This window comes from Rahnella aceris (assembly GCF_011684115.1).
Classification (GTDB): Bacteria; Pseudomonadota; Gammaproteobacteria; order Enterobacterales; family Enterobacteriaceae; genus Rahnella; species Rahnella aceris.
In genome coordinates this window covers 751,523-777,494 of sequence record NZ_JAADJV010000001.1, presented here as the reverse complement: position 1 = coordinate 777,494, position 25,972 = coordinate 751,523, and the positions used below count along the sequence as shown (strand labels likewise).

Annotated in this window: 24 protein-coding genes; 17 read left to right on the top strand and 7 right to left on the bottom strand. The window is 53.9% G+C overall.

The genetic code is table 11. The annotated features are described in order from the left end of the window. Entirely contained in the window at nucleotides 1-165 is a 165-nt protein-coding gene (locus tag GW591_RS03470; RefSeq protein ID WP_013574943.1) for a hypothetical protein, read from the bottom strand. Nucleotides 166-305: 140 nt separating this feature from the next. Here GW591_RS03470 and GW591_RS03465 point away from each other — a divergent pair, with 140 nt between their 5' ends. Continuing rightward, nucleotides 306-1,091 (top strand): MipA/OmpV family protein, encoded by a 786-nt coding sequence (locus GW591_RS03465; protein WP_112151765.1) that lies wholly within the window; start codon nucleotides 306-308, stop codon nucleotides 1,089-1,091. 291 nt (nucleotides 1,092-1,382) lie between these two features. On the opposite strand, the gene GW591_RS03460 is transcribed toward GW591_RS03465, so the two are convergent. The 3 genes from GW591_RS03460 to GW591_RS03450 all read right to left on the bottom strand — a co-directional run bounded on the left by GW591_RS03460 (nucleotide 1,383) and on the right by GW591_RS03450 (nucleotide 5,552). Continuing rightward, nucleotides 1,383-2,735, bottom strand: coding sequence for a carbohydrate porin (locus tag GW591_RS03460; RefSeq protein WP_112197739.1), 1,353 nt, complete (start codon nucleotides 2,733-2,735; stop codon nucleotides 1,383-1,385). A 123-nt stretch (nucleotides 2,736-2,858) separates the two neighbouring features. Further along, nucleotides 2,859-4,292, bottom strand: a complete 1,434-nt coding sequence (locus tag GW591_RS03455) for a glycoside hydrolase family 32 protein (protein WP_112197740.1) — start codon at nucleotides 4,290-4,292, stop codon at nucleotides 2,859-2,861. A gap of 18 nt (nucleotides 4,293-4,310) precedes the next feature. Continuing rightward, entirely contained in the window at nucleotides 4,311-5,552 is a 1,242-nt protein-coding gene (locus tag GW591_RS03450) for an MFS transporter (RefSeq protein ID WP_015689639.1), read from the bottom strand. A 244-nt stretch (nucleotides 5,553-5,796) separates the two neighbouring features. Here GW591_RS03450 and GW591_RS03445 point away from each other — a divergent pair, with 244 nt between their 5' ends. The 5 genes from GW591_RS03445 to shiA all read left to right on the top strand — a co-directional run bounded on the left by GW591_RS03445 (nucleotide 5,797) and on the right by shiA (nucleotide 11,193). Beyond that, nucleotides 5,797-6,813 carry a LacI family DNA-binding transcriptional regulator gene (locus GW591_RS03445; protein WP_013574937.1) on the top strand — a complete coding sequence of 339 codons (1,017 nt, stop codon included), beginning with the start codon at nucleotides 5,797-5,799 and terminating at the stop codon, nucleotides 6,811-6,813. Between the two features lie 191 nt (nucleotides 6,814-7,004). Continuing rightward, entirely contained in the window at nucleotides 7,005-7,778 is a 774-nt protein-coding gene (locus tag GW591_RS03440) for an SDR family oxidoreductase (RefSeq protein ID WP_013574936.1), read from the top strand. A 133-nt stretch (nucleotides 7,779-7,911) separates the two neighbouring features. After that, nucleotides 7,912-8,820, top strand: coding sequence for a LysR family transcriptional regulator (locus GW591_RS03435; protein ID WP_166860104.1), 909 nt, complete (start codon nucleotides 7,912-7,914; stop codon nucleotides 8,818-8,820). Between the two features lie 150 nt (nucleotides 8,821-8,970). Continuing rightward, a complete protein-coding gene (locus tag GW591_RS03430; RefSeq protein ID WP_166860102.1) occupies nucleotides 8,971-9,669 on the top strand; it encodes an RluA family pseudouridine synthase in 699 nt (232 codons plus the stop codon). 204 nt (nucleotides 9,670-9,873) lie between these two features. Then, nucleotides 9,874-11,193: a shikimate transporter gene (shiA, locus tag GW591_RS03425; protein WP_013574933.1), complete on the top strand. Its 1,320-nt coding sequence runs from the start codon at nucleotides 9,874-9,876 to the stop codon at nucleotides 11,191-11,193. 66 nt (nucleotides 11,194-11,259) lie between these two features. On the opposite strand, the gene GW591_RS03420 is transcribed toward shiA, so the two are convergent. Next, nucleotides 11,260-11,901 (bottom strand): glutathione S-transferase family protein, encoded by a 642-nt coding sequence (locus tag GW591_RS03420; protein WP_166860099.1) that lies wholly within the window; start codon nucleotides 11,899-11,901, stop codon nucleotides 11,260-11,262. Nucleotides 11,902-12,028: 127 nt separating this feature from the next. Here GW591_RS03420 and GW591_RS03415 point away from each other — a divergent pair, with 127 nt between their 5' ends. Continuing rightward, nucleotides 12,029-13,477, top strand: coding sequence for an AMP nucleosidase (locus tag GW591_RS03415; protein WP_037035937.1), 1,449 nt, complete (start codon nucleotides 12,029-12,031; stop codon nucleotides 13,475-13,477). A gap of 233 nt (nucleotides 13,478-13,710) precedes the next feature. After that, nucleotides 13,711-15,141: an EmmdR/YeeO family multidrug/toxin efflux MATE transporter gene (locus GW591_RS03410; protein ID WP_013574930.1), complete on the top strand. Its 1,431-nt coding sequence runs from the start codon at nucleotides 13,711-13,713 to the stop codon at nucleotides 15,139-15,141. 10 nt (nucleotides 15,142-15,151) lie between these two features. Here GW591_RS03410 and GW591_RS03405 read toward each other — a convergent pair whose 3' ends face one another. Then, nucleotides 15,152-15,838 (bottom strand): response regulator, encoded by a 687-nt coding sequence (locus GW591_RS03405; RefSeq protein ID WP_015689638.1) that lies wholly within the window; start codon nucleotides 15,836-15,838, stop codon nucleotides 15,152-15,154. Beyond that, nucleotides 15,828-17,495: an ATP-binding protein gene (locus GW591_RS03400; protein ID WP_166860095.1), complete on the bottom strand. Its 1,668-nt coding sequence runs from the start codon at nucleotides 17,493-17,495 to the stop codon at nucleotides 15,828-15,830. Before GW591_RS03400 ends, GW591_RS03405 begins: the two co-directional genes overlap by 11 nt. A gap of 371 nt (nucleotides 17,496-17,866) precedes the next feature. Here GW591_RS03400 and GW591_RS03395 point away from each other — a divergent pair, with 371 nt between their 5' ends. From GW591_RS03395 to GW591_RS03355, 9 genes are all read left to right on the top strand, one after another. Next, nucleotides 17,867-19,231, top strand: coding sequence for a 2-hydroxycarboxylate transporter family protein (locus tag GW591_RS03395; protein WP_037035946.1), 1,365 nt, complete (start codon nucleotides 17,867-17,869; stop codon nucleotides 19,229-19,231). Between the two features lie 36 nt (nucleotides 19,232-19,267). Further along, on the top strand, nucleotides 19,268-20,155 hold the full coding sequence (locus tag GW591_RS03390) for a fumarylacetoacetate hydrolase family protein (protein WP_013574926.1): 888 nt from the start codon (nucleotides 19,268-19,270) through the stop codon (nucleotides 20,153-20,155). Between the two features lie 86 nt (nucleotides 20,156-20,241). Further along, complete coding sequence (gene citC, locus GW591_RS03385; protein ID WP_037035949.1) at nucleotides 20,242-21,336, top strand: [citrate (pro-3S)-lyase] ligase; 1,095 nt, start codon at nucleotides 20,242-20,244, stop codon at nucleotides 21,334-21,336. 15 nt (nucleotides 21,337-21,351) lie between these two features. After that, nucleotides 21,352-21,642: a citrate lyase acyl carrier protein gene (citD, locus tag GW591_RS03380; RefSeq protein ID WP_013574924.1), complete on the top strand. Its 291-nt coding sequence runs from the start codon at nucleotides 21,352-21,354 to the stop codon at nucleotides 21,640-21,642. Next, nucleotides 21,639-22,514, top strand: a complete 876-nt coding sequence (gene citE / locus GW591_RS03375; protein WP_037035952.1) for a citrate (pro-3S)-lyase subunit beta — start codon at nucleotides 21,639-21,641, stop codon at nucleotides 22,512-22,514. Before citD ends, citE begins: the two co-directional genes overlap by 4 nt. A gap of 30 nt (nucleotides 22,515-22,544) precedes the next feature. Next, on the top strand, nucleotides 22,545-24,071 hold the full coding sequence (gene citF / locus GW591_RS03370; protein WP_013574922.1) for a citrate lyase subunit alpha: 1,527 nt from the start codon (nucleotides 22,545-22,547) through the stop codon (nucleotides 24,069-24,071). Further along, nucleotides 24,071-24,610 (top strand): citrate lyase holo-[acyl-carrier protein] synthase, encoded by a 540-nt coding sequence (citX, locus tag GW591_RS03365; protein ID WP_013574921.1) that lies wholly within the window; start codon nucleotides 24,071-24,073, stop codon nucleotides 24,608-24,610. The genes citF and citX overlap by 1 nt, the downstream gene beginning before the upstream one ends. After that, on the top strand, nucleotides 24,588-25,427 hold the full coding sequence (citG, locus tag GW591_RS03360; protein WP_013574920.1) for a triphosphoribosyl-dephospho-CoA synthase CitG: 840 nt from the start codon (nucleotides 24,588-24,590) through the stop codon (nucleotides 25,425-25,427). Before citX ends, citG begins: the two co-directional genes overlap by 23 nt. After that, nucleotides 25,424-25,972 (top strand): RBBP9/YdeN family alpha/beta hydrolase, encoded by a 549-nt coding sequence (locus GW591_RS03355; RefSeq protein ID WP_013574919.1) that lies wholly within the window; start codon nucleotides 25,424-25,426, stop codon nucleotides 25,970-25,972. Before citG ends, GW591_RS03355 begins: the two co-directional genes overlap by 4 nt.

Genomic DNA, 25,972 nt, shown 5'->3' with positions numbered 1-25,972 from the left:
CTATTCAATCCAATCACTGTCCAGATTCCCGTAATATTTCATCAAGAAACCGTCAAGATGCGCACTTTTTTGCAAGATGGCTGACCGGCGCAGTGACAGCGGACGTGCAGCATGTAAATCAACATCGGCAACGTCCACCGCATCGTCGTCTTCAATAATCAGCATCTGCCTGGTCTCCATACAGGTCATCTTGACGGTTTCTTCATAATTCCCCGACAGTTTATTGACACTGCCTCTTCATACTTCGGGTTTCAGACGCGGCTGCAATCCGCTACGAACCAACGTTTAGGTGATGAGGAATCACAATGACATCCAGAAAACTAATGCTGCAGATGACCTGTTTCAGCCTGTCCGCCACAGTGCTGCAGGCAATGGCCGACAACACGCCGTCTGCGCCGACGTTTACCGTCGGCATGGGCGCACAAAGCGCGCCGCGCTACAGCGGTTCCGATCAGCGCCACTGGCTGGTCGGGCCAGTCATTCAGGCGCGCGATGGCGCCTTTTTCTTCGATTCGCTCAAAGGCGTGGGTTATGACCTGCAGGCGGATAACGGCCTGTATCTGGAACATACGCTGGGATACAGCCTCGGGCGGACAGACAAAAATTCCACCTGGCGGGATGGCTCGAATAAGCTCAAAGGCATGGGGAATATCGATGCGACCATGAATACCGCGCTCGCGGTGGGCTGGTCTGCAACGCCGTGGCTGTCTTTTGAAGGCAAAGCCACCCTGCCACTGACGGACGGGCAAGGTGTGCATTATCAGACTTCCGTCACGGTACTGCCGCTGCAAAACGACACTGACACTGTTGCACTTCAGTCGGCAGCGCTCTTTGGCGACCGGCGCTATATGAATACCTTTTATGGTGTGAGCCGCGAACAAAGCGACCGCACTGACTTCGCGCCTTATCAGTCGGCCGGGGGTTTCTATGGCGTGGACAGCAGCCTGACCTGGAGCCATCAGTTCACGTCCCACTGGGGCGGCGTTATCAGTGCCGATTACACCTGGCTGGACGACAAAGCCGGTAACAGCCCGATTGTCGTTAAGCGCGGCGGCACGACTTACAATTTGGGTGTGCTTTATACCTTCTGATGCAATGAACATGAACCTATGAAAAGTCGTCCCGAACGGCGACTTTTTCATAGGCCCAAAAACACAAAGTCACAACCTTTCTGATAATAAAGGCAGAACACATGAAAGGAGATATCGCAACGCTGGTTTCAATTATTTTGTTTTATATTTTCTCATACTATTGCGTCTTTTTGACGTTATCCCCTCCGCAATTCGGCGGTCATTTCCGGCATATTCTGGATGTCCTCTTAAACTGAAAAAATATATGTGTGATCACAGAAAAATAAGCGCACATTCCCGGGCTGGTGCTGTTTAGAAAAGATATTTAAAACGCACACGGGCACCATAACGGTCATCCGTATTACCGGTTTTTACCGACGGCGATTCCAGCCAGGAGGCATAAGCCCCAAGATAAATATTGAAGTCAGGCATATCCATGATATCAGGCAGGTGCCATGAGGAATGGATGGTGTGAATGTCATATTTTCCCGGCGCCAGAATCGCGCAGTCGCTGTCACAGTCACTGGCTACCCCGGCCATATTGAACTTGTCGATATTGTTGTGCGCATAGATGTAACCCAGTTCCACGCGGTGCCATAAGGCATTTATGCCTGCGCTGAAATCTTTTTCGTCAGCGGCGTCGAGATAAGCCGTACTCAGGTTAACAACCGCACCGTTTTCTGCATCGGTTTTAAGCGTGTTCCAGCTCATCGTCATGCCGTAACCGGTCCGGCCCGACTGGTCTACCCAAACACCCTGAGTATCCTGATATCCATAGGCATTGTTCACCAGGTTGCTTTCGACAGCGGCGGCAACCGACCACGCGCCGGATTGCCAGGCCACGACCGGGCGGGCATAAACCACATTTTTACGGTTATCTAACGCATTGCCGTGATAGTTATTGTCGACAAATAGCGAACTGCCATCCTCTATAAGCGTGTTGAATTCGAAATACCAGTTATCGAGTGTCTTACTGAGCAGGAAATTGCCGCCGCTGCTGCTGCGCCCGCGCCCCTCTTTCATCATGTAGATATAACCGTAACCGTCACTGTAGAGATCGTTGGCGGTATTACCGGAATACTCAATGAACGTATCCTGATTCAGCGGGAACATATCCCAGGCCTCGAAGCGACCTATTTTAATTTTCCAGTCATCCTGCTGACCAAAGAAAAATGCCGCATCGTCGAGATTCATTTTTCCGTTTATATCAGCCAGTGGCTGAACAGTGAATCCGGCATATTTTCCATTAACCCCGTTTCGCAGACCATCAAACCCCAGAAGAATACGACCATTCATATCCCAGCGTTCTTTATCTCCGGGCGCCCAGTTTTTATTTGTACTGGTTTTTACCGACGTCAGGCTACCCGTGCGGCTGGCACCGTCCATATTAAATTCAACGTCCCCGTAAAATTTAATATTACTATTCCCGCTGAGCTGAATAGCGGGAGTCGCGGGAACTGCGGGTGTATTGTTTACCACGGAGGATAATTGCTTCTCCTGCCTGAGTGCGCGAATTTCTGCCTCCGCACCCGCAGCGCGTTGCTCGGTGACTTTCAGCCGCTGCTCCATTTGTTCCAGCCGTTGTTCGAGGGAAAGCGTATCCTGTGCATTGGCTACTGAGGTACATACAGACGTCAACATACATCCGACCCAGATTTTATTCATCGGAAAAGACCTTCTTATTATTGATATTAGTGTGTCATTTTTTGTATAAATACAGCCCGAAGATAAACGCAGTAATAACCCGCCCATCATCAAAGACGGGTTATTCGCGACGCTGAACAGAATTTATTCCAGCTGCCAGGCTCCGGCATCGGATAATGTTGCCGTTCCATGCCAGGCAAATAAATTTAATTCTCGGTGACCGGCATCAGGATATATCCGGCTACTGAGGCAGGCCTGGCCGTCATTAACAAATACCTCGACGGATGAGCTGTCGATAAACACACGTAAAGCCAGAGGAGCGCCGGGCACTAACGGTACGCTACGCGTGCCACATAATCCGTACTGCGGATAGCGGCGTTCCAGCACCAGACGCTGCATCTGGGTATCAACATAGACACGTAAACCGTCCCCCAGGCTAAGTCCATACTGCTCCGCATCACTGCGTGCGCCATCCCAGTGAAGCGCAACTTCCATCGACTCCCCTTTTTCCGCCATCAGGATCTGCTGATTTTTCAAGGTACTGACAGGCCACGGGAACCAGGCCTGACGCAGGGCTTCCACCTCTTTCGCGGGACGCATCTGCAGACGATTGTTCTCATCAAGACTCAGCTCACGCGGCAGAGACAGCATCCCGGCCCAGCCGTCCTGTTGCTCCGGCATCGGCGACTCCCACATAGCCAGCCAGCCAATCACGATGCGGCGGCCATCCGGCGTCAGGAAACTCTGCGGGGCATAGAAGTCGTGCCCGTGATCCATTTCAATAAATTCTCCTGTACGAACAAACGGCTCGCCGGGCTGCCAGTCCCCCACCAGATAACCGCTCTGGAACAGATTACGGTTCTCAAAACCCTGCGCGGCTATCCCCTGCGGAGAAAACATCAGGACGCGTTTACCATTAAGGGTAAAGAAATCAGGGCACTCCCACATAAAGCCCATACCGGCTTCTGCCTCATCCAGGATCCCTTCATCCTGCCACTGACGCAGGTCGGCTGAACGATACAACCGTATTTGCCCGGTATCGCCAACGCGCGCACCGACGACCATGTACCAGCTATCCCCTTCGCGCCAGACCTTAGGGTCGCGGAAATGATGCAAGTCCGCCGGGGTATCGATAATGATCCCCTCACGTTTAAAGTGAATACCATCGCCACTGGTTGCCAGGCACTGCACCTGATAAAGGTTTTCGTCATTACCGGCGTCGCCGTGAAATTTATGCCCGGTGTAAATCAGCGCCAGGGTATCGCCATCCACCACCGCCGAACCCGAAAAACAGCCGTCTTTGTCTTCCGGTCCTTCCGGGGCCAGTGCAACGGGCAAGTGCTCCCAGTGAAGCAAATCTTTGCTCCGCGCATGTCCCCAGTGCATCGGTCCCCACTGGGTGGAATACGGATGATGCTGATAAAAAGCGTGATACCAACCCTCAAACCAGATCAGGCCATTAGGATCGTTAATCCAGCCAGCCCTCGCGGCCAGGTGATAGCGCGGGTACCAGCGCAGATTTACCCTCCCGTGCTTAGCCTGAAGTTCCTGTTCAGCATGAGCAATTGTATACGTCATCGTTTTCTCTCTTTTCAATCAGATAGTAGAAAGTTGCGGTATCTGTGGATCCCTAGAAGGCTTACCTGAGCGCAACAAGAAAATAGAAATAAAGGTGATACAGAACACCATCAGCCCCATAACCAGGTAGGACTGGGCAAATCCATATTTTTCGTAGCTGTAGCCGGCGAGGGGGGACAACACGGTGGCTATCACTGAGCTCGTACAGGCAAAGCCCACCAGATAGAGCGTGGATGAGAGTCGTTTATCGAAGTTAAGACTGTTGTATTTGAAGATAGCGATTAACAGTACCGGGAGTTCGACGGCATGCAGCAGCTTAGTAATGGAGATAAGCAGCGGGCCTTCCACTAAACCGGAAGCGACCATGCGCATCGCCATCACCATTCCGGCGAAAATCAGACCATTTTTGGCACCGATACGATTGACCAGCCACGGCGCACAGAACATGCCTGCGGCCTCCAGGAACACCTGAAACGAATTAAGATAACCGTACATGGCATTCCCTTCATGTTGCGTCGGGAACTGTGAGGAAAAATAGACCGGGAACTGCTGATCGTAGACGCCGTAAATACAGGTGCCGACCACAAAGAATACCAGAGCCCAGAAGCGCGGCAGGGTCAGCAGGCGTAATGCGTCCTCAAGGGTGACTTTGCCGCCTGACACGGCTTCCTGCATCGCGTGCGGTGCCGAGGAGACGCGTAACCGCATCAAAAGCATAAAGAAGATCAGACCAGAACAACTGGCGACCGCGAAGTTCAGTTTCGGGTTGATATTAAACAGTAACCCGGCGAAAAACGTGGCGACAGCCCAACCCAGCGATCCCCACATTCTTGCTTTTCCGAATTCAAACTGGCTCTGGCGGGCAACACGCTCGGTGTAGGATTCAAGTACACCAATACCGCCATTGAAGGTCAGGCCGATATAGATCCCGCCAAAAAAACTGCCCAGAAAGACATTAATTTTCAGAAGATGTCCAAACAGCAGATAGGCCGGACCGGAAAAGATCAACAATGCCGTGATAAACCAGAGCAGGTTCTTACGCAGACCGAGTTTATCCTGAATAAAACCATAACAAATTTGCACAAACAGCGTGGAAAGCGACATCACGGAAAAAATGATCCCGGTGTCCCCTGCTTTCAGACCCACTTCCTGATGTAGCCAGATCGAGAGCAACGACCCTGTAGAGGACCAGGTCACAAAGAAAAAGAACAATAAAGCGCTGAGTATCAGATAACTGTGAGAATGACGGGTTTTCATCATGGCAATCTCATGCTGAGGTGGAGCGCAAATGATAACGTTAACATAAAATAAAACGCATGCCGTTTTACGGCGATTCTAGATGTTAATCACAAAAGTTAACGTTAACATTATCAGTGTGAGATCATGATCAACTTTTCGGGTTTACAGCAAACGACACACGCAGTCCAAAATCACGTATGATCCTTTTACATCAGCAAGTTAGTTTTATAGCCTGTCGCGTAGTGACAAGTTTGGAGCGAGAAGAATGGCATCCCTGAAAGATGTGGCAAAACTGGCAAACGTGTCGCTGATGACGGTTTCCAGGGCATTAAACTCCCCGGAACGCCTGAAGCCGGAGACCCTGGCTCGCGTACAGTCCGCTATCGACGCCACTAATTACGTGCCCGATTTATCGGCAAAAAAAATACGTGGCGCTCACGCGATTGCAAAAACCATCGGTGTGCTGGCACTTGATACTGTGACCACCCCCTTTTCAGTGGAAATCACACTCTCCATCGAAGAAACCGCACGTGCGCATGGCTGGAACAGCTTTGTGGTTAACATGTTTTCCGATGACAGCCCGGAAAAAATCGTTGATCTGCTTCTCTCACATCGCCCGGATGGCATTATCTATACCACCATGGGATTGCGGCAGGTACCGCTGCCCGGAAAGTTGTTAAACCTCCCCTGTGTGCTGGCCAACTGTGAAAGCCTGCATCAGCAGGTAGCGAGTTATATTCCCGATGATGAACATGGACAGTATGTTGCGGTGCGGGCACTTTTATCTGCAGGCTATCGTCGCCCGCTCTGCTTACATTTGCCTGCCAACCATCTTGCGACTGTCAGACGCCGCAAAGGGCTGGAGCAGGCATGCACGCAAGCCGGTATAGCTCCTGATACGCTCGACCACCATTACATGGAATATGGCGATGAGCATTATCACGATATTCCCGACATGCTTTTGGCCCATATTAACCAGGGCAAACCTCAATTCGATTCAGTGGTGTGTGGAAACGATCGTATTGCATTTATGGTCTATCAGACGCTGCTGTCACAGGGCTTAAGGATCCCTGATGATGTTGCGGTGCTTGGCTACGATAATATGGTGGGTATTGGCGATCTATTCTTACCCCCCCTCTCGACCGTGCAATTACCCCATTACGAGATAGGACGCCTTAGTGCGCTTCATATTATTAACGGTGAGTGTCATAAGAATACTGTGGCAGTTGAAAGTCCGTTACTCCTTCGTGAATCAGTAAAAAACCACAGTAAAAGCAGATGAATATGATCAGCCGCTTTTAAAAGAATGGAAAATATAACGGGCCTGAGAATTGTCCGCAGAAAGCGTTCAGGAACCTTATCGGGTAGTGAATTAGACTGATTTTCTGGATTGTCTATTCAGCGTTGGAGTGCTTATTTTCACGGGATTAATGTCTAGACTCAACTTTCTGACAAATACCTAAGGAGCACACCATGGCAGACCATTCTGTTAAAGGCAAAGTTGTGATCATCGCAGGCGGTGCTAAAAATCTCGGCGGTTTGATCGCCCGCGATTTAGCCGCTCAGGGGGCGAAAGCCATCGCCATTCATTACAACAGCGCCTCCTCAAAAGCAGATGCTGATGAAACGCTGGCCGCCATCGAAGCCGCCGGAGCCAGGGCGGTGGCATTGCAGGCAGATTTGACGACCGCTGCAGCCGTCGAAAAACTCTTTGCTGACACCATCGCCGCCGTTGGCAAGCCGGATATCGCTATCAACACCGTGGGCAAAGTCCTCAAAAAACCCATGGCGGAAATAAGCGAAACTGAATACGACGAGATGACATCCGTTAACTCGAAAACGGCTTTCTTTTTCCTCAAAGAAGCCGGTAAAAATCTCAACGACAACGGTAAAATCTGCACGGTAGTCACCTCACTTCTGGGTGCCTTTACCCCGTTTTACGCCGCGTATGCAGGCACGAAAGCCCCGGTGGAGCATTACACACGGGCAGCGTCCAAAGAGTTTGGCGCGCGCGGTATTTCGGTCACGGCGGTAGGACCAGGTCCGATGGATACCCCTTTCTTTTATCCTGCTGAAGGCGCTGACGCGGTGGCATATCATAAAACTGCAGCAGCACTCTCTCCTTTCAGCAAAACAGGCCTGACCGATATTGAAGACGTGGTGCCTTTCATTCGCCATCTGGTGAGCGATGGCTGGTGGATCACCGGCCAGACTATTCTGATCAACGGCGGCTATACCACCAAATAACCGATGACATCTGAATATCGGACTGTAAAAAGGATGGGTGATATGCTGAAGGCCCTGGAATATCCCCGTCCCTGCCGCAGACAAAGAGCAATAGCGAATTTCCTTTGTCAGGTATAACAACGAGATATTAAAGATGGACAGGTTCAACCAATATCGCGTATTCACGCAGGTCGCAGAAATGGGAAGCTTTGTTCGGGCCGCCAGCGCACTCTCTGTGCCGCGAGCCTCCGTTTCTGCCGCCATCCAGCAATTAGAATCGCAACTGGGCGTGAGGCTGTTGCACCGCACCACCCGCACAGTGCGGCTGACTACCGACGGCGAGCAATTGCTCGAACGGGTGCGCCCTTTACTGGCAGAAGTAGAGGATATCGACCAGTCATTTCAGCTCAGCCAGCGCCAGGCCTCAGGGAAGCTGACCATCGATGTCCCCAGCCGCATTGCCCGTCGCCTGATTGCCCCGGCCCTGCCAGAGTTATTGCGGTGCCACCCCCATTTACAGCTGGTTCTGGGGTCATCGGACAGGGCTATCGATTTGGTACAGGACGGCGTGGATTGCGCTATCCGTGTGGGCGTATTGCATGACAGCAGTTTAGTCGTACGCTCCCTGGGTCACATAACCCTGATCAACTGCGCCAGCCCTGCATATCTGAGCGAACATGGCCTGCCCTCCCAGCCGGACGATCTCGTCGGGGAGCATCTGGCCATCGGTTATATTTCATCAAGAACGGGTAAAGAGTTACCCTGGCAGTATCAGTCAAAGGACGGACATATACACAGTGTCAGCGTCCCCCACCAGGTTGGGGTTAACAATGCAGAAAGTTATATCGCCTGCTGCCTTGCAGGCCTTGGGCTGATCCAAATCCCCCGCTTCGATGTTCAGCATCTTCTGGATTCAGGGGAACTGACTGAGGTCCTGCCAGATTACCGGGCAGCGTCTATGCCGGTATCACTGATCTATCCGCATCGCCGCCAGCGATCCCGGAGACTGGCTGTTTTTCATGCATGGTTTGAGAAACTGATGCAACCCCATCTGGATACTTGAATTATCTCGTTTATTGACCAGAGAATTGCAGACTAAAATTAGCCACACAGACAACATCAGCAACCTGTCTCACCCAGGCGAACCTTACCGATTCGCCAGCCGGTTTAAAATTCGTTATCATCCGCTCCCACTCTTCATCCGGGTATCCTGATGTCTGCGATTATCGATACTTTTATTGCCCCGCCGTGCCATGGCCAGATCGAGACGCTGTATCAGGACGAGCATCTGGTGCTTATCAATAAACCCACCGGACTGCTCAGCCTCTCGGGGAAAAATCCGCAAAATCTGGATTCCGTACATCACCGGCTGGTAAAGATATTTCCCGGCTGTACGCTGGTTCACCGTCTGGATTTCGGCACGTCCGGGCTGATGGTGATTGCGCGTAATAAGGCTATCAATGCCGCCCTCTGCCATCAATTCAGCCAGCGCACGGTGACCAAAGTGTACAGCGCATTGCTTTGCGGGCATCTGCAACATAACGAGGGAGTGACAGACGCGCCGATCGCCAAAGACCCTGCACTGTTTCCCCTGATGTCAATTTGCGCCGTCCACGGCAAGCCCGCCCGCTCCGGCTATCAGGTGGTTGAGCGCTTTTATCGTGAGCAGGAAAACGGCGAATTACTGCCACTGACGCGGGTACTGCTGACTCCGCAAACCGGGCGCACTCATCAGCTTCGCATTCACTGTCAGTATCTGGGCCACCCGATTTTGGGCTGTGATTTGTATGGCGGACGCCTGCTGCCGGGCACGGAACAGACTCCGCGACTGATGCTGCACGCCAGTGAACTGCATTTTTTTCATCCCGTCAGCGGAGAACGGATCGAAGCCCGCCATGCCAGCCCGTTCTGAAAGCGAAATCCTTTTTAACACCCCGCCCGGCACATTCCCTGCATTAAATTGCCCTCCCGCTTTGCAAAAGCGTTTTTAACCTGACGTTTGACGCTGTAGTCTCAGTAGCGGTTTTTATTTTGCTGCGTTCCAGCCAGGTAAACGGCCTTTAACCGATTTTAATAACGAAAAATTTTAGAAATCTGACGAACAGACAGGACAATTATGGACTCCATGCTCACCGCCCCCCACCCCGATGAGGAGATACCTTCATATCACCGTGCCCGCCGGGCTGCCTGGGGCAGCTTCGTCGGCGCAGTCGTAGACTGGTTTGATTTTTTGCTCTACGGCATCACCGCAGCATTAGTGTTTAACAGCGAATTTTTTCCGCAAATCGACCCGGCAATGGGCACACTCGCCGCATTTGCTACTTTCGGCGTCGGCTTTCTCTTCCGCCCGCTCGGCGGCATTGTCTTCGGACATTTCGGCGATCGCCTGGGTCGTAAGCGGATGCTGATGATGACCGTCTGGATCATGGGCATTGCCACCGCGTGCATCGGTATTCTTCCCTCTTTCGCGACGATTGGCTGGTGGGCTCCGGCGCTGCTGGTCACCTTGCGCGCCATTCAGGGATTTGCCGTGGGCGGCGAATGGGGTGGCGCGGCACTGCTGGCGGTGGAAAGTGCACCTTCCGGTAAAAAGGCGTTCTACAGCAGCGGGATACAGATGGGATACGGCGTCGGCCTGTTGCTGGCGACCGGACTGGTGTCACTGATCAGCAGCCTGACCACTGATGCGCAGTTCCTCAGCTGGGGCTGGCGTTTGCCATTTTTGTTCAGTGTGGTGCTGGTGCTGGGCGCGCTATGGGTGCGCAATGGCATGGAAGAGTCGGTCGAGTTCGAACGTGCTCAGGAAAAGCTCCCCAAAGCAGCAAAAAAGCGGCTACCGGTATTTGAAGCGCTGTTGCGCCATCCCGGCGCATTTTTGAAAATCATCCTCCTGCGCCTGTGCGAACTGCTGACGATGTACATTGTCACGGCGTTCGCCCTTAACTACTCGACGCATAATCTGGGGATGTCGCGTGAGCTGTTTCTGAATATCGGGCTGCTGGTCGGCGGTATCAGTTGCCTGACGATCCCGTTATTCGCCTGGCTGGCAGACCGTTTCGGCCGTCGCCGCATTTACATTACCGGCGCACTCGTCGGCGCGATGAGCGCCTTCCCGTTCTTTATGGCGCTGGAAGCCCGCTCCATTGCCGGGGTGGTGATCTTCTCGCTGCTGCTGGCAAATATCGCTCACGATATGGTGGTCTGCGTCCAGCAACCGATGTTCACGGAAATGTTTGGTGCAGGTTACCGCTACAGCGGTGCGGGTGTCGGTTATCAGGTCGCCAGCGTCGTGGGCGGCGGATTTACACCGTTTATTGCCGCCGCATTGCTGAATTTCTCCGGCGGTGAATGGCATTCCGTCGCCATTTATCTGATGGCTGGCTGTTTGCTTTCTGCCCTGACGGCGATGTTTATGAAGACACCTGCACCGCGCTGAACCGCAGGCCATGTAGAAAAGCCCGCTTAAAAATATTAAGCGGGCTTTTTTGCACCTGAAACAGATTTATACCACCCGCAGTTCCTCGTAAGAGATCATCACATGTTCCGCAAATGCCGGACGCTGTGTGAGTTTTTCATAATATTGTTCAATAGCCGGGAAGGACGGCCGTTCAATGGCAATATCGAAATAGCGATACAAACTGTGTCCAAACTGAATATCGGCCAGTGTGAATGCGCTTCCGGCAAGGTAGCCATGCCGGGCAATCTGCGCTTCGGCAATCGCCAGCTTCTTGTTCAGATTCTGCAATGATTTTTCTAATGCCTGATGATCCTGATCTTTAGCCGCCGTTCTCACCACCATCCAGAACACCGGCGCAGTGAAATTCATCGCTACGCTGATTTTTGCCCATTCCGTCCATTTATCGGTTTCGGCTCGCCGTTCAGGATCCTGCGGCCAGAATTCATCAGCACCGTATTTTCCTGCCAGATAACGCAGGATGGCGCCGGTTTCCCACAGCGGCTGGCCTTCACCATCGCGGATCACAGGAACCGTGCCATTGGGGTTCATCGCCAGAAATTCCGGGGTGTCATTCCCCCCGTATTTATGGCCGATGTCAAACCGCTCATACTCCAGCCCTAATTCCCCGATACACCACATCAGCGCCTGCACATTTGACGACGTTTTTCTGCCCCATACCCGAATCATTCACTTCCCCCTGTTCGTTCATAAAAGCACCATCCGGCTCTTGTACCCTAATAAAACATTGGCGACACCGTGCAGACAAGCCATATTTAGAATGAATGACGATAAACGAAGCCCAAAGGAAAAGCGTATGGATAACAAGTCCCTCACCCCCTCACAGGCGATTGAGAAGCTCGAAAAGATGTACAACGACTCTGTGGCCGCCCTGCGGGATGCGATTAAAGATTTCATCGTTCAGGGTACGTTGCCTGATATCACAGCGCGTGCTGCCGGGCTGTTTGTTTATCCGGAACTGCGGGTCAGCTGGGATGGCGTGACGCCAGCCAAAAACCCGACCCGCGCTTATGGCCGTTTTTCGCATCCGGGCCGTTATGCCAACACCATCACGCATCCTGAGCTGTTCCGTGATTATCTGCTGGAACAGCTTTCCCTGCTGGAAGAGGAATATGATGCGGTGATTGAAGTGGTGCCGTCACAGCAGGAGATCCCTTATTCGTATGTGATTGACGGCTCGGATCTGACGCTTGACCGGTCGATGAGCGCCGGGCTGGCGAAGCATTTCCCGACCACAGAACTGTCGCAGATAGGCGATGAAACCGCAGACGGCCTGCATTATCCCGGTGACACTTTCCCGCTGTCGCATTTCAATGCGCTGCGCGCTGATTTCTCGCTGGCACGCCTGCGCCATTACACCGGCACGCTCACCGAACATTTTCAGCCATATGTGCTATTCACCAACTACACCCGATACGTCGATGAGTTTGTCAGCTGGGCGTGTGCGCAAATTGCCGATCCGGAAAGCCCGTATGAAGCACTGGCCTGCGCGGGCAGTGTATTTATCACGGCAGAAACGCAAAACCCTGAGCAGGCAGTGTCTGATCTGGCCTGGAAAAAACACCAGATGCCCGCCTATCATCTGATTGCCCGCGACGGTGCGGGGATTACACTGGTGAACATCGGCGTCGGCCCTGCCAACGCCAAAACCATTTGTGACCATCTGGCGGTGCTGCGTCCCCATGTCTGGCTGATGATTGGTCACTGCGGCGGATTACGTGAAACACAGTCGATCGGTGATTACGTTCTGGCGCACGCTTATTTACGTGACGACCATGTACTGGATGCCGTACTGCCGCCGGATATCCCGATCCCAAGCATTGCTGAAGTGCAACGTGCCTTGTATGACGCGACCAAAATGATGAGCGGCATGCCGGGTGAGCTGGTCAAGCAACGCCTGCGTACCGGCACGGTGGTGACTACCGATGACCGTAACTGGGAATTGCGTTATTCCGCCTCGGCATTGCGTTTTAATCTCAGCCGCGCCGTCGCCGTCGATATGGAAAGTGCAACCATCGCCGCGCAGGGATACCGCTTCCGGGTGCCTTACGGCACGCTGCTGTGCGTATCGGATAAGCCGTTGCACGGTGAAATCAAACTGCCGGGTCAGGCAAACAAATTCTACGAAGGCGCCATCTCAGAACATCTGCAAATTGGTATCTGTGCCATCGACCTGTTGCGCGCTGAGGGCGATCATCTGCATTCACGCAAATTGCGTACCTTTAACGAACCCCCTTTCCGCTGATAACCACTCTGATTCCCCTAAAAGAGTTCGTGTTGCAGGCAGGCGGCAAGTTTGATAATCCCGGTGAGCTGACATTAAGTCAGTGATTCGGGTTATTAACCGCAGCCCCCCCATCTGCGGCACGAAATATGGCGGGGAATTAAGGATTTCCTAAAAAAGACTTTGCATAATGCAGAGTCTTTTACCATCATAAATTAAAACGCTGTTCTACTTTCTTCCACACTGGAATTCTCTTGCAAAACGTCATCGTCTCTTTGCGCAAAGCCATCGAGCGCACGCCCTGGTATCCGAAACGGCGTTCTTACCGTACGTTGTTCTGGCGCGAAATAACGCCCCTCGCTGTCCCTATTTTCTTCGAAAATGCCTGCGTACTGCTGATGGGCGTACTGAGTACTTTTCTGGTCAGCTGGCTGGGCAAGGAAGCAATGGCAGGCGTGGGTCTGGCCGACAGTTTCAATATGGTGGTGATTTCATTCTTCGCCGCTGTCGATCTTGGTACCACCGTCGTCGTGGCGTTCAGCCTCGGTAAACTCGACCACGAGCGCGCCCGTGCGGCAGCACGTCAGTCACTAGCGATCATGACCGTTTTTGCCGTACTGCTGGCGATACTTCTGCAATTTTCCGGACATGTAATTGTCGACATGATCGCCGGCAATGCCGAGCCGGAGGTAAAAGAACTGGCGCTGTCTTACCTGCAAATGAGCAGCTGGAGCTATCCGGCGGCAGCCATTGCCCTGATCGGTTCCGGTGCTTTGCGTGGTGCGGGTAACACCAAAATACCGATGTTACTTAACGGCGGGATGAACATCCTCAATCTGGTGATCAGCAGTGTGCTGATCTATGGTTGTTTCGGCTGGCACGGTCTGGGCTTTATCGGTGCCGGACTGGGGCTGACCATTTCACGTTATATCGGCGCGGTGGCCGTCATTTTCGTGCTGATGATTGGTTTCAATCCGTCCCTGAAAATCTCGCTGAAAAGCTATTTTCTGCCGCTCAATACCAACATTCTGCGCGAAGTCTTAGGCATTGGTATTCCGGCCAGTATCGAATCGGTATTGTTTAACGGCGGTAAATTACTGACGCAGGTTTTTGTCGCAGGCATGGGCACCAATGTGATTGCCGGTAACTTTATCGCCTTCTCGATTGCGGCGCTGATCAACCTGCCGGGCAACGCGCTGGGTTCTGCCTCGACCATTATCGTGGGAACACGTCTGGGCAAAGGGCAAATTGCCCAATCTGAGCGCCAGTTGCGCCATATTTTCTGGCTTTCCACCTTCGGACTGTGTGTTCTGGCCTTCCTTTCAATGCCATTTGCCGGTTTGCTGGCACGGTTTTACACCAACGAACAGGATGTTATCGACGTCGTCAAAATCCTTATCTGGCTGAACGCCGCCTTTATGCCTTTCTGGGCTGCCTCGTGGGTATTGCCTGCGGGCCTGAAAGGAGCGCGTGATGCCCGCTTTACCATGTACGTTTCTATGCTCGGGATGTGGGGCTGCCGTATTGTGGTGGGCTATTTCCTCGGGATCGTCCTGGGTTTCGGCGTAGTCGGCATCTGGCTGGGAATGTTCCTCGACTGGATCGTGCGCGGCCTGTTTTTCTACTGGCGTATGGCCAGCGGCCGCTGGTTGTGGAAATACCCGAAGGCCAAAAGGACAGCATGACTTACTGCGGTTATGCCCGCCGGTACATCCGGCGGGGATGGCCGATTTTCCCGTAGAGCATGTCGACTTTCAAATCGCCTTTCTGCACACAGTGTTCGAGATAGCGGCGGGCAGTGGTTTTACTCAACCCCGTTTCGCTGACGACTTCATCCACTGAATAGCAGCGTCCGGCATCCTGCATAAAGATGCCTTCCACCAGATTCAGCGTGTTTTCCTCGATGCCTTTATTACCCGCTTTCGGCGTGAAATCCTTCGCCTGGAGCTGATAAAGGCTGTCTACGTTTTGCTGATCCACCACTTTCCAGGTCCGCTGTGTCTGGCTGAACTGGATAAAGCGATCCAGCGATTGTTGCAGCCTGTTCCACGACACCGGTTTGAGGATGTAATCAAAAGCACCACAGCGGATCGCCTGACTGCAGGTATTCATGTCGCTGGCGGCGGTGATAAAAATCACCGAACAGGGTGTTCTCTTCAGCAGGTCATCCTCAATCAGTGAAATCCCCTGACCGTCAGGCAAATAGTTATCCAGCAACAGCAGTTGCGGCCGCTTTTCTTCGATAAGCACTTTCGCTTCATGCAGCGTGGATGCGACACCCACCAGTCGCAACCAGCGGTGATTATCAATCAGTTCGGCATACAGTTGTGCCAGCTGGTTTTCATCTTCAACAATCATTACGTCAATCATTTCAGCTTGCATCATTTGCTCTCTTCCAGTTCTTCTGGTCGGGGATTACCGGCATAAAGCCACCTTTTTCTTCAGGGCAGCACACCGGAATAAAGACCGAGAAAACAGCGCCGCTCGGCGGATTATCGGACACTTCAATGGTTCCGCCCGCATGGCTGACATAGCTGGCAACCAGATGCAGTCCCAGCCCGTGATCGCCTTGCGTTTTGGATGTCACCCCCAGCGCAAAAATCTGTTCGCGCCGCTCCTGCGCAATCCCGATGCCGTGGTCAGCGACTTCAATCACCAGCTCATCCGTGCCGGAAACGACATACACTTCAACCGGCCCGGCATCACTGCCGCGCAGTAACGTGGCTTCGATGGCGTTATCCAGCAGGTTGCCGATGATCGACATCAGTTCAGTTTCACTGAGCGCAGCAGGCAGATACGTTAATTCACAGGCAGGATCGAATGTGAGCTCAACACCTTTTTCCCGGGCACGGGCATATTTTCCGAGTAATAAACCGCACAACCTTGGCGAGCAGAACCGCTCTGAAACGAAATCCAGCAATTCCTGCGCACTTTCAGACTGGGCCTCGATATAACGAATCGCCTCGTCGTAGCGTCCCATATGCAGCAGGCCAGCGAGCGTTGCCGTCCAGTTGAGCTGTTCATGCCGCATCACCCGCAGGTTATCGGCATAGCGCTGCACCTGACTTAGCTGGATGCTGAGCCGGTCGATATCGCTGCAATCCCGAAAAGTGATCACCCAGCCCTGAAGCTGGTCTTCCAGCATGATCCGCACCCGACTGGCAATCACGGTCAGGTTATTGAACAGGCAGATTTCGTCGTGAATGTCTTTTTCCAGCATGACCTGCGGGTCAAAGAAACTGACCGGCGCAATCACCTGCCTGAGCGGCTGACCACGCAGTTCACGGGACGGCACGTCAAGGTTGAGCAGCTTTTTGGCCGCCTGGTTGATGACCGCCACGCGGGAGTGCGCATCAATGGCGATCACCCCTTCGTAAATCGACTCCATCAGCGCCTTTTGCTGACGCACCAGCAGGCCGATTTCCCGGGGCTCCAGCGCAAACATCTGTCGTTTAATCGAACGTGAAAAAAACCATGAAAAGGTAAACAACGCCAGCAGCAAGGTGGCGGCCGCCAGTAAAATGCGGATGGCTTTTTCAACGGTCAGACTGTTGATGTGGCTGGTGAGATAGCCGACAGAAACGATACCCATCACCTTGCCTTGCGCGTTCACGATCGGTGCTTTACTGCGCAGCGACAGCCCGATCCCGCCCAGCCGGATGGTGGTGGTGCTTTTACCCGCCAGCACTTCTTCGTTGTCCCCTCCGACCAGCGTTTTTCCGACGCGGTCAGCATAAATCGAATGAAACAGATGTATCGCTTTACCATCGCCGATCACCATATAACTGGCATCGCTGTGAGCAGAAATATTCCTCATTAAACTGTTAATTGCTGAAATGTCCTTATTTTCAACTGCGGTAATTAATGAGGGAATAAGTGCAATTTCCTCTGCCTGAACTTTTGCACGAATACCCATATCTTCATATAACTGACGTTCTATATCGTGATAGTAATAAACACCTGTCAGCGAAAAAAGCGCCATAAATAACAGAACAAGATAAACAAAAAGCTTTATCTGAAAAGAAGGACGGAACCGCATCGGAGAACCTATCGCCAGACCGTGATATTAACAAACAGTACGTGAAGATTATCATTCTCCGGTATTTCCGTCAGAATGAAGGATCAAAGTTGCGAGGCATGCCGCAGAACACCTTCAGGCACTGCAAGCCTCTGACGGCACAACACATAATTCACAACAGCTATTTCACGATAAATTAACAGTAATATTATAATTACAAATAACACCATAAAAACCACGAGAAAATAAACGCATCACGCGTTTTTAAATTAATTAAAACCATAAAAACCTTTCGCTCCTTTAAAACACCCTGTCTAATTTGCGGCACTTCACATATTACCGGTTATTATTTCTCTTACACTCCCTGCACAAATTGACACAGGGGATTCATCATGAGTACAACCGACGACACTTATTCTGTTCCCGCGGGAGTTTCTTCCGCAAAACAGCTCTCATTAAAAGAAAAATGGTGGCACATTCTCGACACCTGGAAAATCGGCATTATTCCGTTGCCGCTGTTTGCCATGGCGGGGTTGCTTATCGCAATAGATTGTCTCGACGGCAAACTGCCGAGCGACATCGTGGTCATGGTCGCCACGCTGGCGTTCTTTGGATTCGCCTGCGGCGAATTCGGCAAACGTCTTCCTTTCATCGGCAAGATGGGCGCGGCAGCGATTTGCGCCACGTTCATTCCTTCCGCGCTGGTCTATTACGGCCTGCTGCCGGATGTCGTGGTGGAATCCACCACCAAGTTCTATAAAAGCACCAACATTCTGTATCTCTACATTTGTTGCATCATCGTGGGCAGCATCATGAGCATGGATCGCAAAGTGCTGATCCAGGGTTTCATGCGTATTTTCTTCCCGATGCTGTGTGGCGAAGTGGTCGGCATGCTGGTCGGGATGGGCGTGGGTCTGTCGCTGGGCATGGAACCTTTCCAGATTTTCTTCTTCCTGATCCTGCCGATTATGGCCGGTGGCGTCGGTGAAGGAGCGATTCCACTTTCCATCGGTTATGCAGCCATCCTGCATATGGATCAGGGCGTAGCGCTGGGTCGCATTCTGCCTATCGTGATGCTGGGGGGTCTGACCGCTATCGTCATTTCCGGCTCGCTCAACCAGTTGGGTAAACGCTATCCGCATCTGACCGGCGAAGGCCAGCTGATGCCGTCCTCCAAAAATGCCACCGCTGACAGCAGCAAGCTGAGCGGCACCGGTGGTAAAACGGATGTCACCACCATCGCGGCAGGCGCCCTGCTGGCCGTTCTGCTGTATATGGTGGGCATGCTGTTACACAAACTGATTGGTCTTCCTGCACCGGTCGGCATGCTGTTTGCGGCCGTTGGCCTGAAACTGGCGCACGGCGTTTCACCCCGCCTGCTGGAAGGCTCTCAGGTGGTGTACAAATTCTTCCAGACTTCCGTCACCTACCCGATTTTGTTCGCCGTCGGCGTGGCCATCACACCGTGGAATGAACTGGTCGCCGCATTCACCATTTCTAATCTCCTGGTCATTGTCAGCACCGTTGCGGCGCTGGTCGCCACCGGCTTCTTCGTCGGCAAGAAAATTGGCATGCACCCGATTGATGTGGCCATTGTTTCGTGCTGCCAGAGCGGTCAGGGCGGTACCGGTGACGTCGCCATTCTGACAGCGGGTAACCGCATGCAACTGATGCCGTTTGCCCAAATTGCCACGCGCATTGGCGGCGCCATCAATGTTTCAGTCTCCCTGCTGGTGCTTGGCAACTTCCTTGTCTGACGCCGGGCTAACCCTTTTTTAATTCAGGACATTTTTATGAAACTGGCAAGTTATCTCTATCAGGGACGCAAGTCCTACGGCATCGCGACAGAGCGCGGCATGATCGACCTCGGCCGTCATCTCGGGCAACGTTATCCCGACCTCAAAGCCCTGCTGGCAGGCAATGCACTGGCACAGGCCCAGGCGCTGGCTGCCCTGCCCGCTGATGTGGATTTCGACGACCTGACTTTTCTGCCGGTGATCCAGAATCCGGAAAAAATTCTCTGTGTCGGCATGAATTACGCCGAAAAGCGTAAAGAGTTTGATCAGCATAATCCGGCCCCGACGCTGTTCGTCCGCTTCGCCGATTCCCAAACCGGCCATGCCTCTCCCGTTATCAAACCGAGCCTTTCTGTCGAGTTCGATTACGAAGGTGAACTGGCGGTGATTATCGGTTCTGCGGGGGAAAATATCTCCCGCGAAGATGCACTTACTCATGTCGCAGGATATAGCTGTTATATGGACGGCTCCGCCCGTGACTGGCAGCACACCTGGTTTACCGCCGGTAAAAACTGGCCGCAAACCGGTGCGTTCGGACCGTGGATGACCACCGCCGATGAAATCCCCGACCCGCACACCCTGGCGATCCGCACCTGGCTGAACGGCCACATGGTGCAGGACGACAACACCCGCAGCATGATCCACAAAGTCGCCGAACTGATTGAGTACATCAGCACCTTTACCTCGCTGAGTGCCGGTGACGTGATCATTACCGGCTCACCGGGCGGCGTGGGTAAAAAGCGCGTACCGCCGCTGTTTATGAAACCCGGCGACCGTATCGAAGTAGAAATCGAAAAGATTGGTCATCTCAGCAATATGATTGTCGCAGCAGACACGAAGGTTGCCGCCAGCCGTCAGGTGAGTCATGCCCAGGCAGCCCACTAACCGGTTAACACTGACCGAACTGGCCGGGCATTCAGCCCGGCGTTTTAAACATCGCTTTGACTTACAGCCGACATCAGGAACGCATTATGTTCAGCCGTGACCAACCGGACTTTCATGTCATCAGTGTCAGCCAGCCGCCGGAAGGCATGCTGGAGGATATCCGCACCCTGTTGCAGCAAAGCCAGTTAGGCATGGATGACGACATTGAGCAGTTCGTGGTGGCCTGCTCCGGCCGCCGGCTGGTCGGCTGTGCCGGTCTGGTCAGCAACACTATCAAATGCGTCGCCGTGGCCGCCGACTGGCGCGGGGAAAATCTCAGCGCCAGATTGCTGGGTGAAGTGGAAAATCTGGCGGTGTCCGGCGGCAAATTCCATTTATTTCTCTATACGCGGCCATCGAATCTGCAGCGCTTTCGCGGCTGCGGATTTTACCCGCTGGTGCAATGGGATGACGTTGCCGTGCTGATGGAAAACACGCCGGTGGGCATCAGCCATTATTGCCGCGGGTTGCAACGCCATCATCACAGCGGCCAGCGCATCGGTGCCGTGGTAATGAATGCCAACCCGTTCACCCTCGGGCATCGCTTTCTGGCAGAACAGGCAGCGGCAACCTGCGACTGGTTGCATGTGTTTGTGGTGAGCGAAGATGTGTCGTATTTCCCGTTTAAAGAACGTCTTGAAATGGTCCGTCTGGGTGTCGCGGACCTGCCCAACGTGACGGTGCATGCCGGTTCTGAATACCTGATCTCCCGCGCAACTTTTCCCGGCTATTTTCTCAAGGACGCCGGGCTGGTGAATCAGGCGTGGAGCGTGATGGATTTGCTGATTTTTCGTCAGTACATCGCACCGGCGTTAGGCATTACCCACCGTTTTGTCGGCAGTGAGCCTTTCTGTCCGGTGACCCATCAGTACAACTGCGACATGCATGACTGGCTGGAAGCGCCCGCACGCCTGACGTCGCCACCGCTGAAGGTGATTGAGTTGCCGCGCAAACGTCACGCCAGCGGCCGGGCCATTTCGGCCTCAGAAGTGCGTGCGCTGCTCCGGGCGCATCAGTTACCGCGCATCCGGGACATTGTTCCGCTCAGCACTTATGTACACCTTGAACAACACTATTCCGCCACTGCGCCCGCAGAACCGGCGCATGACGATGTTCTTATTATTTCACCCTCACTTTGTTAACAGCAGGAAATATTGATGAAAATTGTGAAGGAGGCGCTGGCAGGCACGGTTGAATCCAGCGATTTACTGGTAAAAATCGCCCCGGCCAGTGAGCTGAATGTGGTGATCAGCAGCGAGGTCGCCAAACAATTTGGCGACCAGATCCGCAGTGTAGTGAATGACACGCTGAGTGCACTCGGCGTCATCGCGGGTTTGGTGATTATCGAAGACAAAGGTGCGCTGGATTGTGTGATCCGCGCCCGGGTACAAAGTGCAGTACTGCGTGCGGCACAGGCTGAAGAGATTAACTGGGAGACATTACGATGAAAAAACTCCGCCGCAGTATGCTGTTCCTGCCGGGGTCCAGCGCCGCCATGTTATCCACGGCATTTATCTATCGCCCTGACTCCATCATGTTTGATCTGGAAGATGCCGTTTCGCTGCGCGAAAAAGATACCGCGCGCATTCTGGTATTTCATGCCCTGCAACACCCGATGTATCGCGATATTGAAACCGTGGTGCGCATCAATCAGCTCAGCACCCCCTTTGGCCTTAAAGATCTCGAGGCCGTGGTGCGGGCGGGCGTGGATGTGGTGCGCTTACCCAAAACCGATACGCCGGAAGATATTTTTGAGCTGGAAGCGCATATCGAACGCATCGAGAAAGACTGCGGTCGCGAAGTTGGCTCCACCAAAATTATGGCGGCCATCGAATCGGCCATTGGTGTGATTAACGCCGTGGCGATCGCCCGCTGCTCGCCGCGTCTTATCGGCATCGCGCTGGCGGCTTTCGATTATGTGATGGACATGCAAACCGAGCGCGGCGACGGTACCGAACTGTTTTATGCCCGTTGCGCCGTGCTGCACGCGGCACGCGCCGCCGGAATTGACGCCTTCGATGTGGTGTATTCCGACATCAACGATGAGGCCGGTTTCCTGCGTGAAGTGGAACTGATCCGCAAGATGGGCTTTAACGGCAAATCCCTGATCAACCCGCGACAGATTGAGCTGCTGCATAACGCTTACGCACCGACGCAGGAAGATGTCGACTATGCGCACCGCGTGATTGCCGCCGCAGAGGAAGGCGAGCGCAAGGGTCTGGGCGTAATTTCGCTCAACGGCAAGATGATCGATGGCCCGATCATTAACCATGCGCAGGTGGTACTGGAACGCGCCAGTGCATCCGGCATCCGTCGCTAGCCCTCAATTTTGCACAGGAATATCAAGATAATGAGTCATTTAACTGAAACTTTGCACAGTCTTTATCCGCAGCTCAGGCATCTGACTGCCTTTGACGGCGCGCACCGCAATACGCCGTATCTTTCCGATCCCGATGCCCGCCTGCACCGTAAACTTTGCGATTCACTGGAACAGGCGATCGCCCGCAGCGGCCTGAAAGACGGCATGACCATTTCCTTCCACCATGCTTTCCGTGAAGGTGATCAGGTCATTAATAACGTCGTCGCCACACTGGCGAAGCTCGGTTTTAAAAACCTCACGCTGGCGTCCAGTTCGCTGATGACCTGCAACGATGCGCTGATCGAACCTATCCGCAACGGCGTCATCACCCGTATTTATACCTCCGGGATGCGTGGCAAACTGGCCGATGCCATTTCTCACGGGCTGATGGAAGAACCGGTACAAATCCACTCACACGGCGGTCGGGTTAAATTATTGCAGGACGGCGAGCTGAAGATTGATGTCGCGTTTCTCGGCGTGCCATGCAGCGATGAATTCGGCAATGCCAACGGCACGCACGGTAAATCCTGCTGCGGTTCGCTGGGCTACGCGATGGTGGATGCACAGTTCGCCAGAACCGTGGTGCTGCTGACCGAAGAACTGGTGCCCTTCCCTAATATGCCCGCCAGCCTGGTGCAGGATCAGGTGGATTACATCGTTAAAGTCGATCAGGTCGGCGATCCGGCAAAAATCAGCGTCGGCGCAGCGCGGGTGACCAGTAATCCGCGCGAACTGATGATCGCCCGCACGGCGGCTGAAGTCATCGAATACTCCGGCTATTTCAAGCCGGGCTTTTCAATGCAAACCGGTTCCGGCGCAGCGGCTACGGCCTGCACCCGTTTCATGGAAGAGAAAATGGAACGCAACCAGATCACCGCCCGTTTTGCCCTCGGGGGCATCACCGGCAGTCTGGTGGATTTACATGAAAAAGGCCTGATTGAAACGTTGCTGGATACGCAATGTTTCGACGGTCAGGCTGCGGCGTCACTTAGCCGTAACCCGCAGCATATCGAGATTTCTACCAACGTTTATGCCAATCCGGGAGCCAAAGCCGCGAGCTGCGATCAACTGGATATTGTCATTCTGAGTGCGCTGGAAATTGACACCGGCTTTAACGTTAACGTGATCACGGGTTCCGACGGCGTTATGCGTGGCGCGTCCGGCGGTCATTGCGATGTCGCCAGTGCGGCCAATCTGACCATTGTCGTCGCGCCTTTACTGCGCAGCCGAATTCCGACAGTCGTACGTCGCGTCACCACCCGCGTCACACCGGGGGAAAGCATCGATGTGCTGGTGACTGACCACGGCATCGCCGTCAATCCGGCACGTCCTGAAATCCGTCAGCGGCTGGAAGAGGCTGGCATGAAAATCATGGATATCGAAGCGTTGTATCAGCGGGCGATTTCCCTGACCGGCGAGCCGAAACCGATTGAATTCACTGACCGTGTGGTGGGCGTTATCCGCTATCGCGACGGCAGCGTGATCGACGTGGTTCATCAGGTAAAAGAGGACGCATAATGACCATCATGACGCCTGCGGATGCAGGCGTCAGCCTGGAGGATTTGCTGGCAGCAAAGGAACTGCGTGCCAAACGGCAAACCGACTGGCTGACTCAATTCTCACAACCGCTGATTTCACTCACGCTGGTGACGCCGGGGCCGGTGAAAGACTCCGTGGCCTGGCGTCAGGTGATGCGCGAGGCGTTGCAACGTGCCGAAGTTATGCTGCTGCAACACGGCTGGCCGGTGCTGAAACATCAGGTTTTCTGGCTGCCGACCGGCGCCGAAGCATTCTGGTGCGTGGCACATCCTGCGCCGGAAGTGAAAGCGGCCACGGTTGAACTGGAACAATCGCATGCCCTCGGGCGTTTATGGGATTTCGATGTGATCTGCCCGCAGGCGGGTGTTGTTGGCCGCCGTTCGCTGGACAATGCCAGCCGCCGCTGCCTGATTTGCGACGGTCCTGCGCATGCCTGCGCCCGTTCACGTCAGCACCCGCTCGTGGACGTTATCGCTAAAGTGGAGGCACTGATTGATGGCTGGCACCGCACGCGCTGAACACCCCGCCTGCACGGACATCGCTACGCTGGCGGCAGAGGCGTTGCGCCGTGAAGTGTGGCTGACGCCCAAACCGGGACTGGTCGACAGCGCCAATAACGGCTCGCACCGCGACATGGATTTACCTCTGTTTCTGCGCAGCATTGACGCCATCACGCCCTGGCTGCATCAGTTTTTCGCCCTTGGTCAGCAGGATTTCCTGCAACCGGCGCAGGCGATGCTGACGCGCATCCGCCCGACCGGAATAGCCTGCGAACAGGCGATGTTCGGTGCCACACAAGGCGTTAATACGCATAAAGGCGGCATCTTTTCACTGGGATTATTGTGCACCGCCGCAGGCAGGCTGACCGGCCAAAGCCAGCCACTGACCCGCCACCGCTTATGCGCTGAAGTGGCCGCCATGACGCAAGGGCTGGTTGAACGTGAATTGCAAAGCTGCCGCCAGCCGGTGACTGCCGGTGAACGGCTGTTTATGGCGCACGGCATGACCGGTGCCCGTGGCGAAGTGCAGAGCGGGTTCCTCACTTTACGCCGTCACGTTTTTCCGTACTGGTATCAGGAAAGCCATTCCGGGCGCCGCAGTCTTAATGCTTTGCTGCGCCTGATGGCCTATAACCCCGATACCAATCTGGTAGCACGCGGCGGGCTGGACGGATTACATTTCGTGCAGGACTACGCCCGCCGGTTGCTGATAACGGGCTGGAAGACAGAGGATTTGCAGCAGATGGACCGCGCCCTGATCGCCCGCAATCTCAGCCCCGGCGGCAGTGCTGATTTGCTGGCGATTGCCACCGTGCTGATGGCTTTCCCGCAATGAATTCGTCCCCTGAATTCACCCGCATGCTGGTGCCCGGATTACGTGACAGCGAGGCCGGACACTGGCAAAGCCGCTGGCATGAGCAGCATCCGCACTGGCTGCGTATAAAACAGCGCAACTGGGCGCAGGTTGATCTCGAGGGCTGGATCACCGCCATCGATCGCGAGCAAAAACAGGCGACATCCCCGCTGCTGCTGATCGGCCACAGTTTTGGCGCGCTTGCCAGTCTGGTGTGGGCGAACCGTCATCCGCAACGCGTGGCGGGTGTCATGCTGGTCGCCCCCGCCGAGCCTGTGCGGTTCGGACTGGGTGATGACATTCTCCCTGCACCGCTGGCCGTGCCGGGGCTGCTGGTCGCCAGCCATACCGATCCGCTGCTGACCTTTACCCGCGCGGAATTTTGGGCACAGGCGTGGCGCTGCGAGCTGGCAGATATCGGCGAAGCCGGACATATCAATGTGGAATCAGGATTCGGCGACTGGTCGTGGGGGCTGGCAAAACTGGAGGTGTTTGCCGCGCAACTGGCGGCAAACTTGTCGGATTAA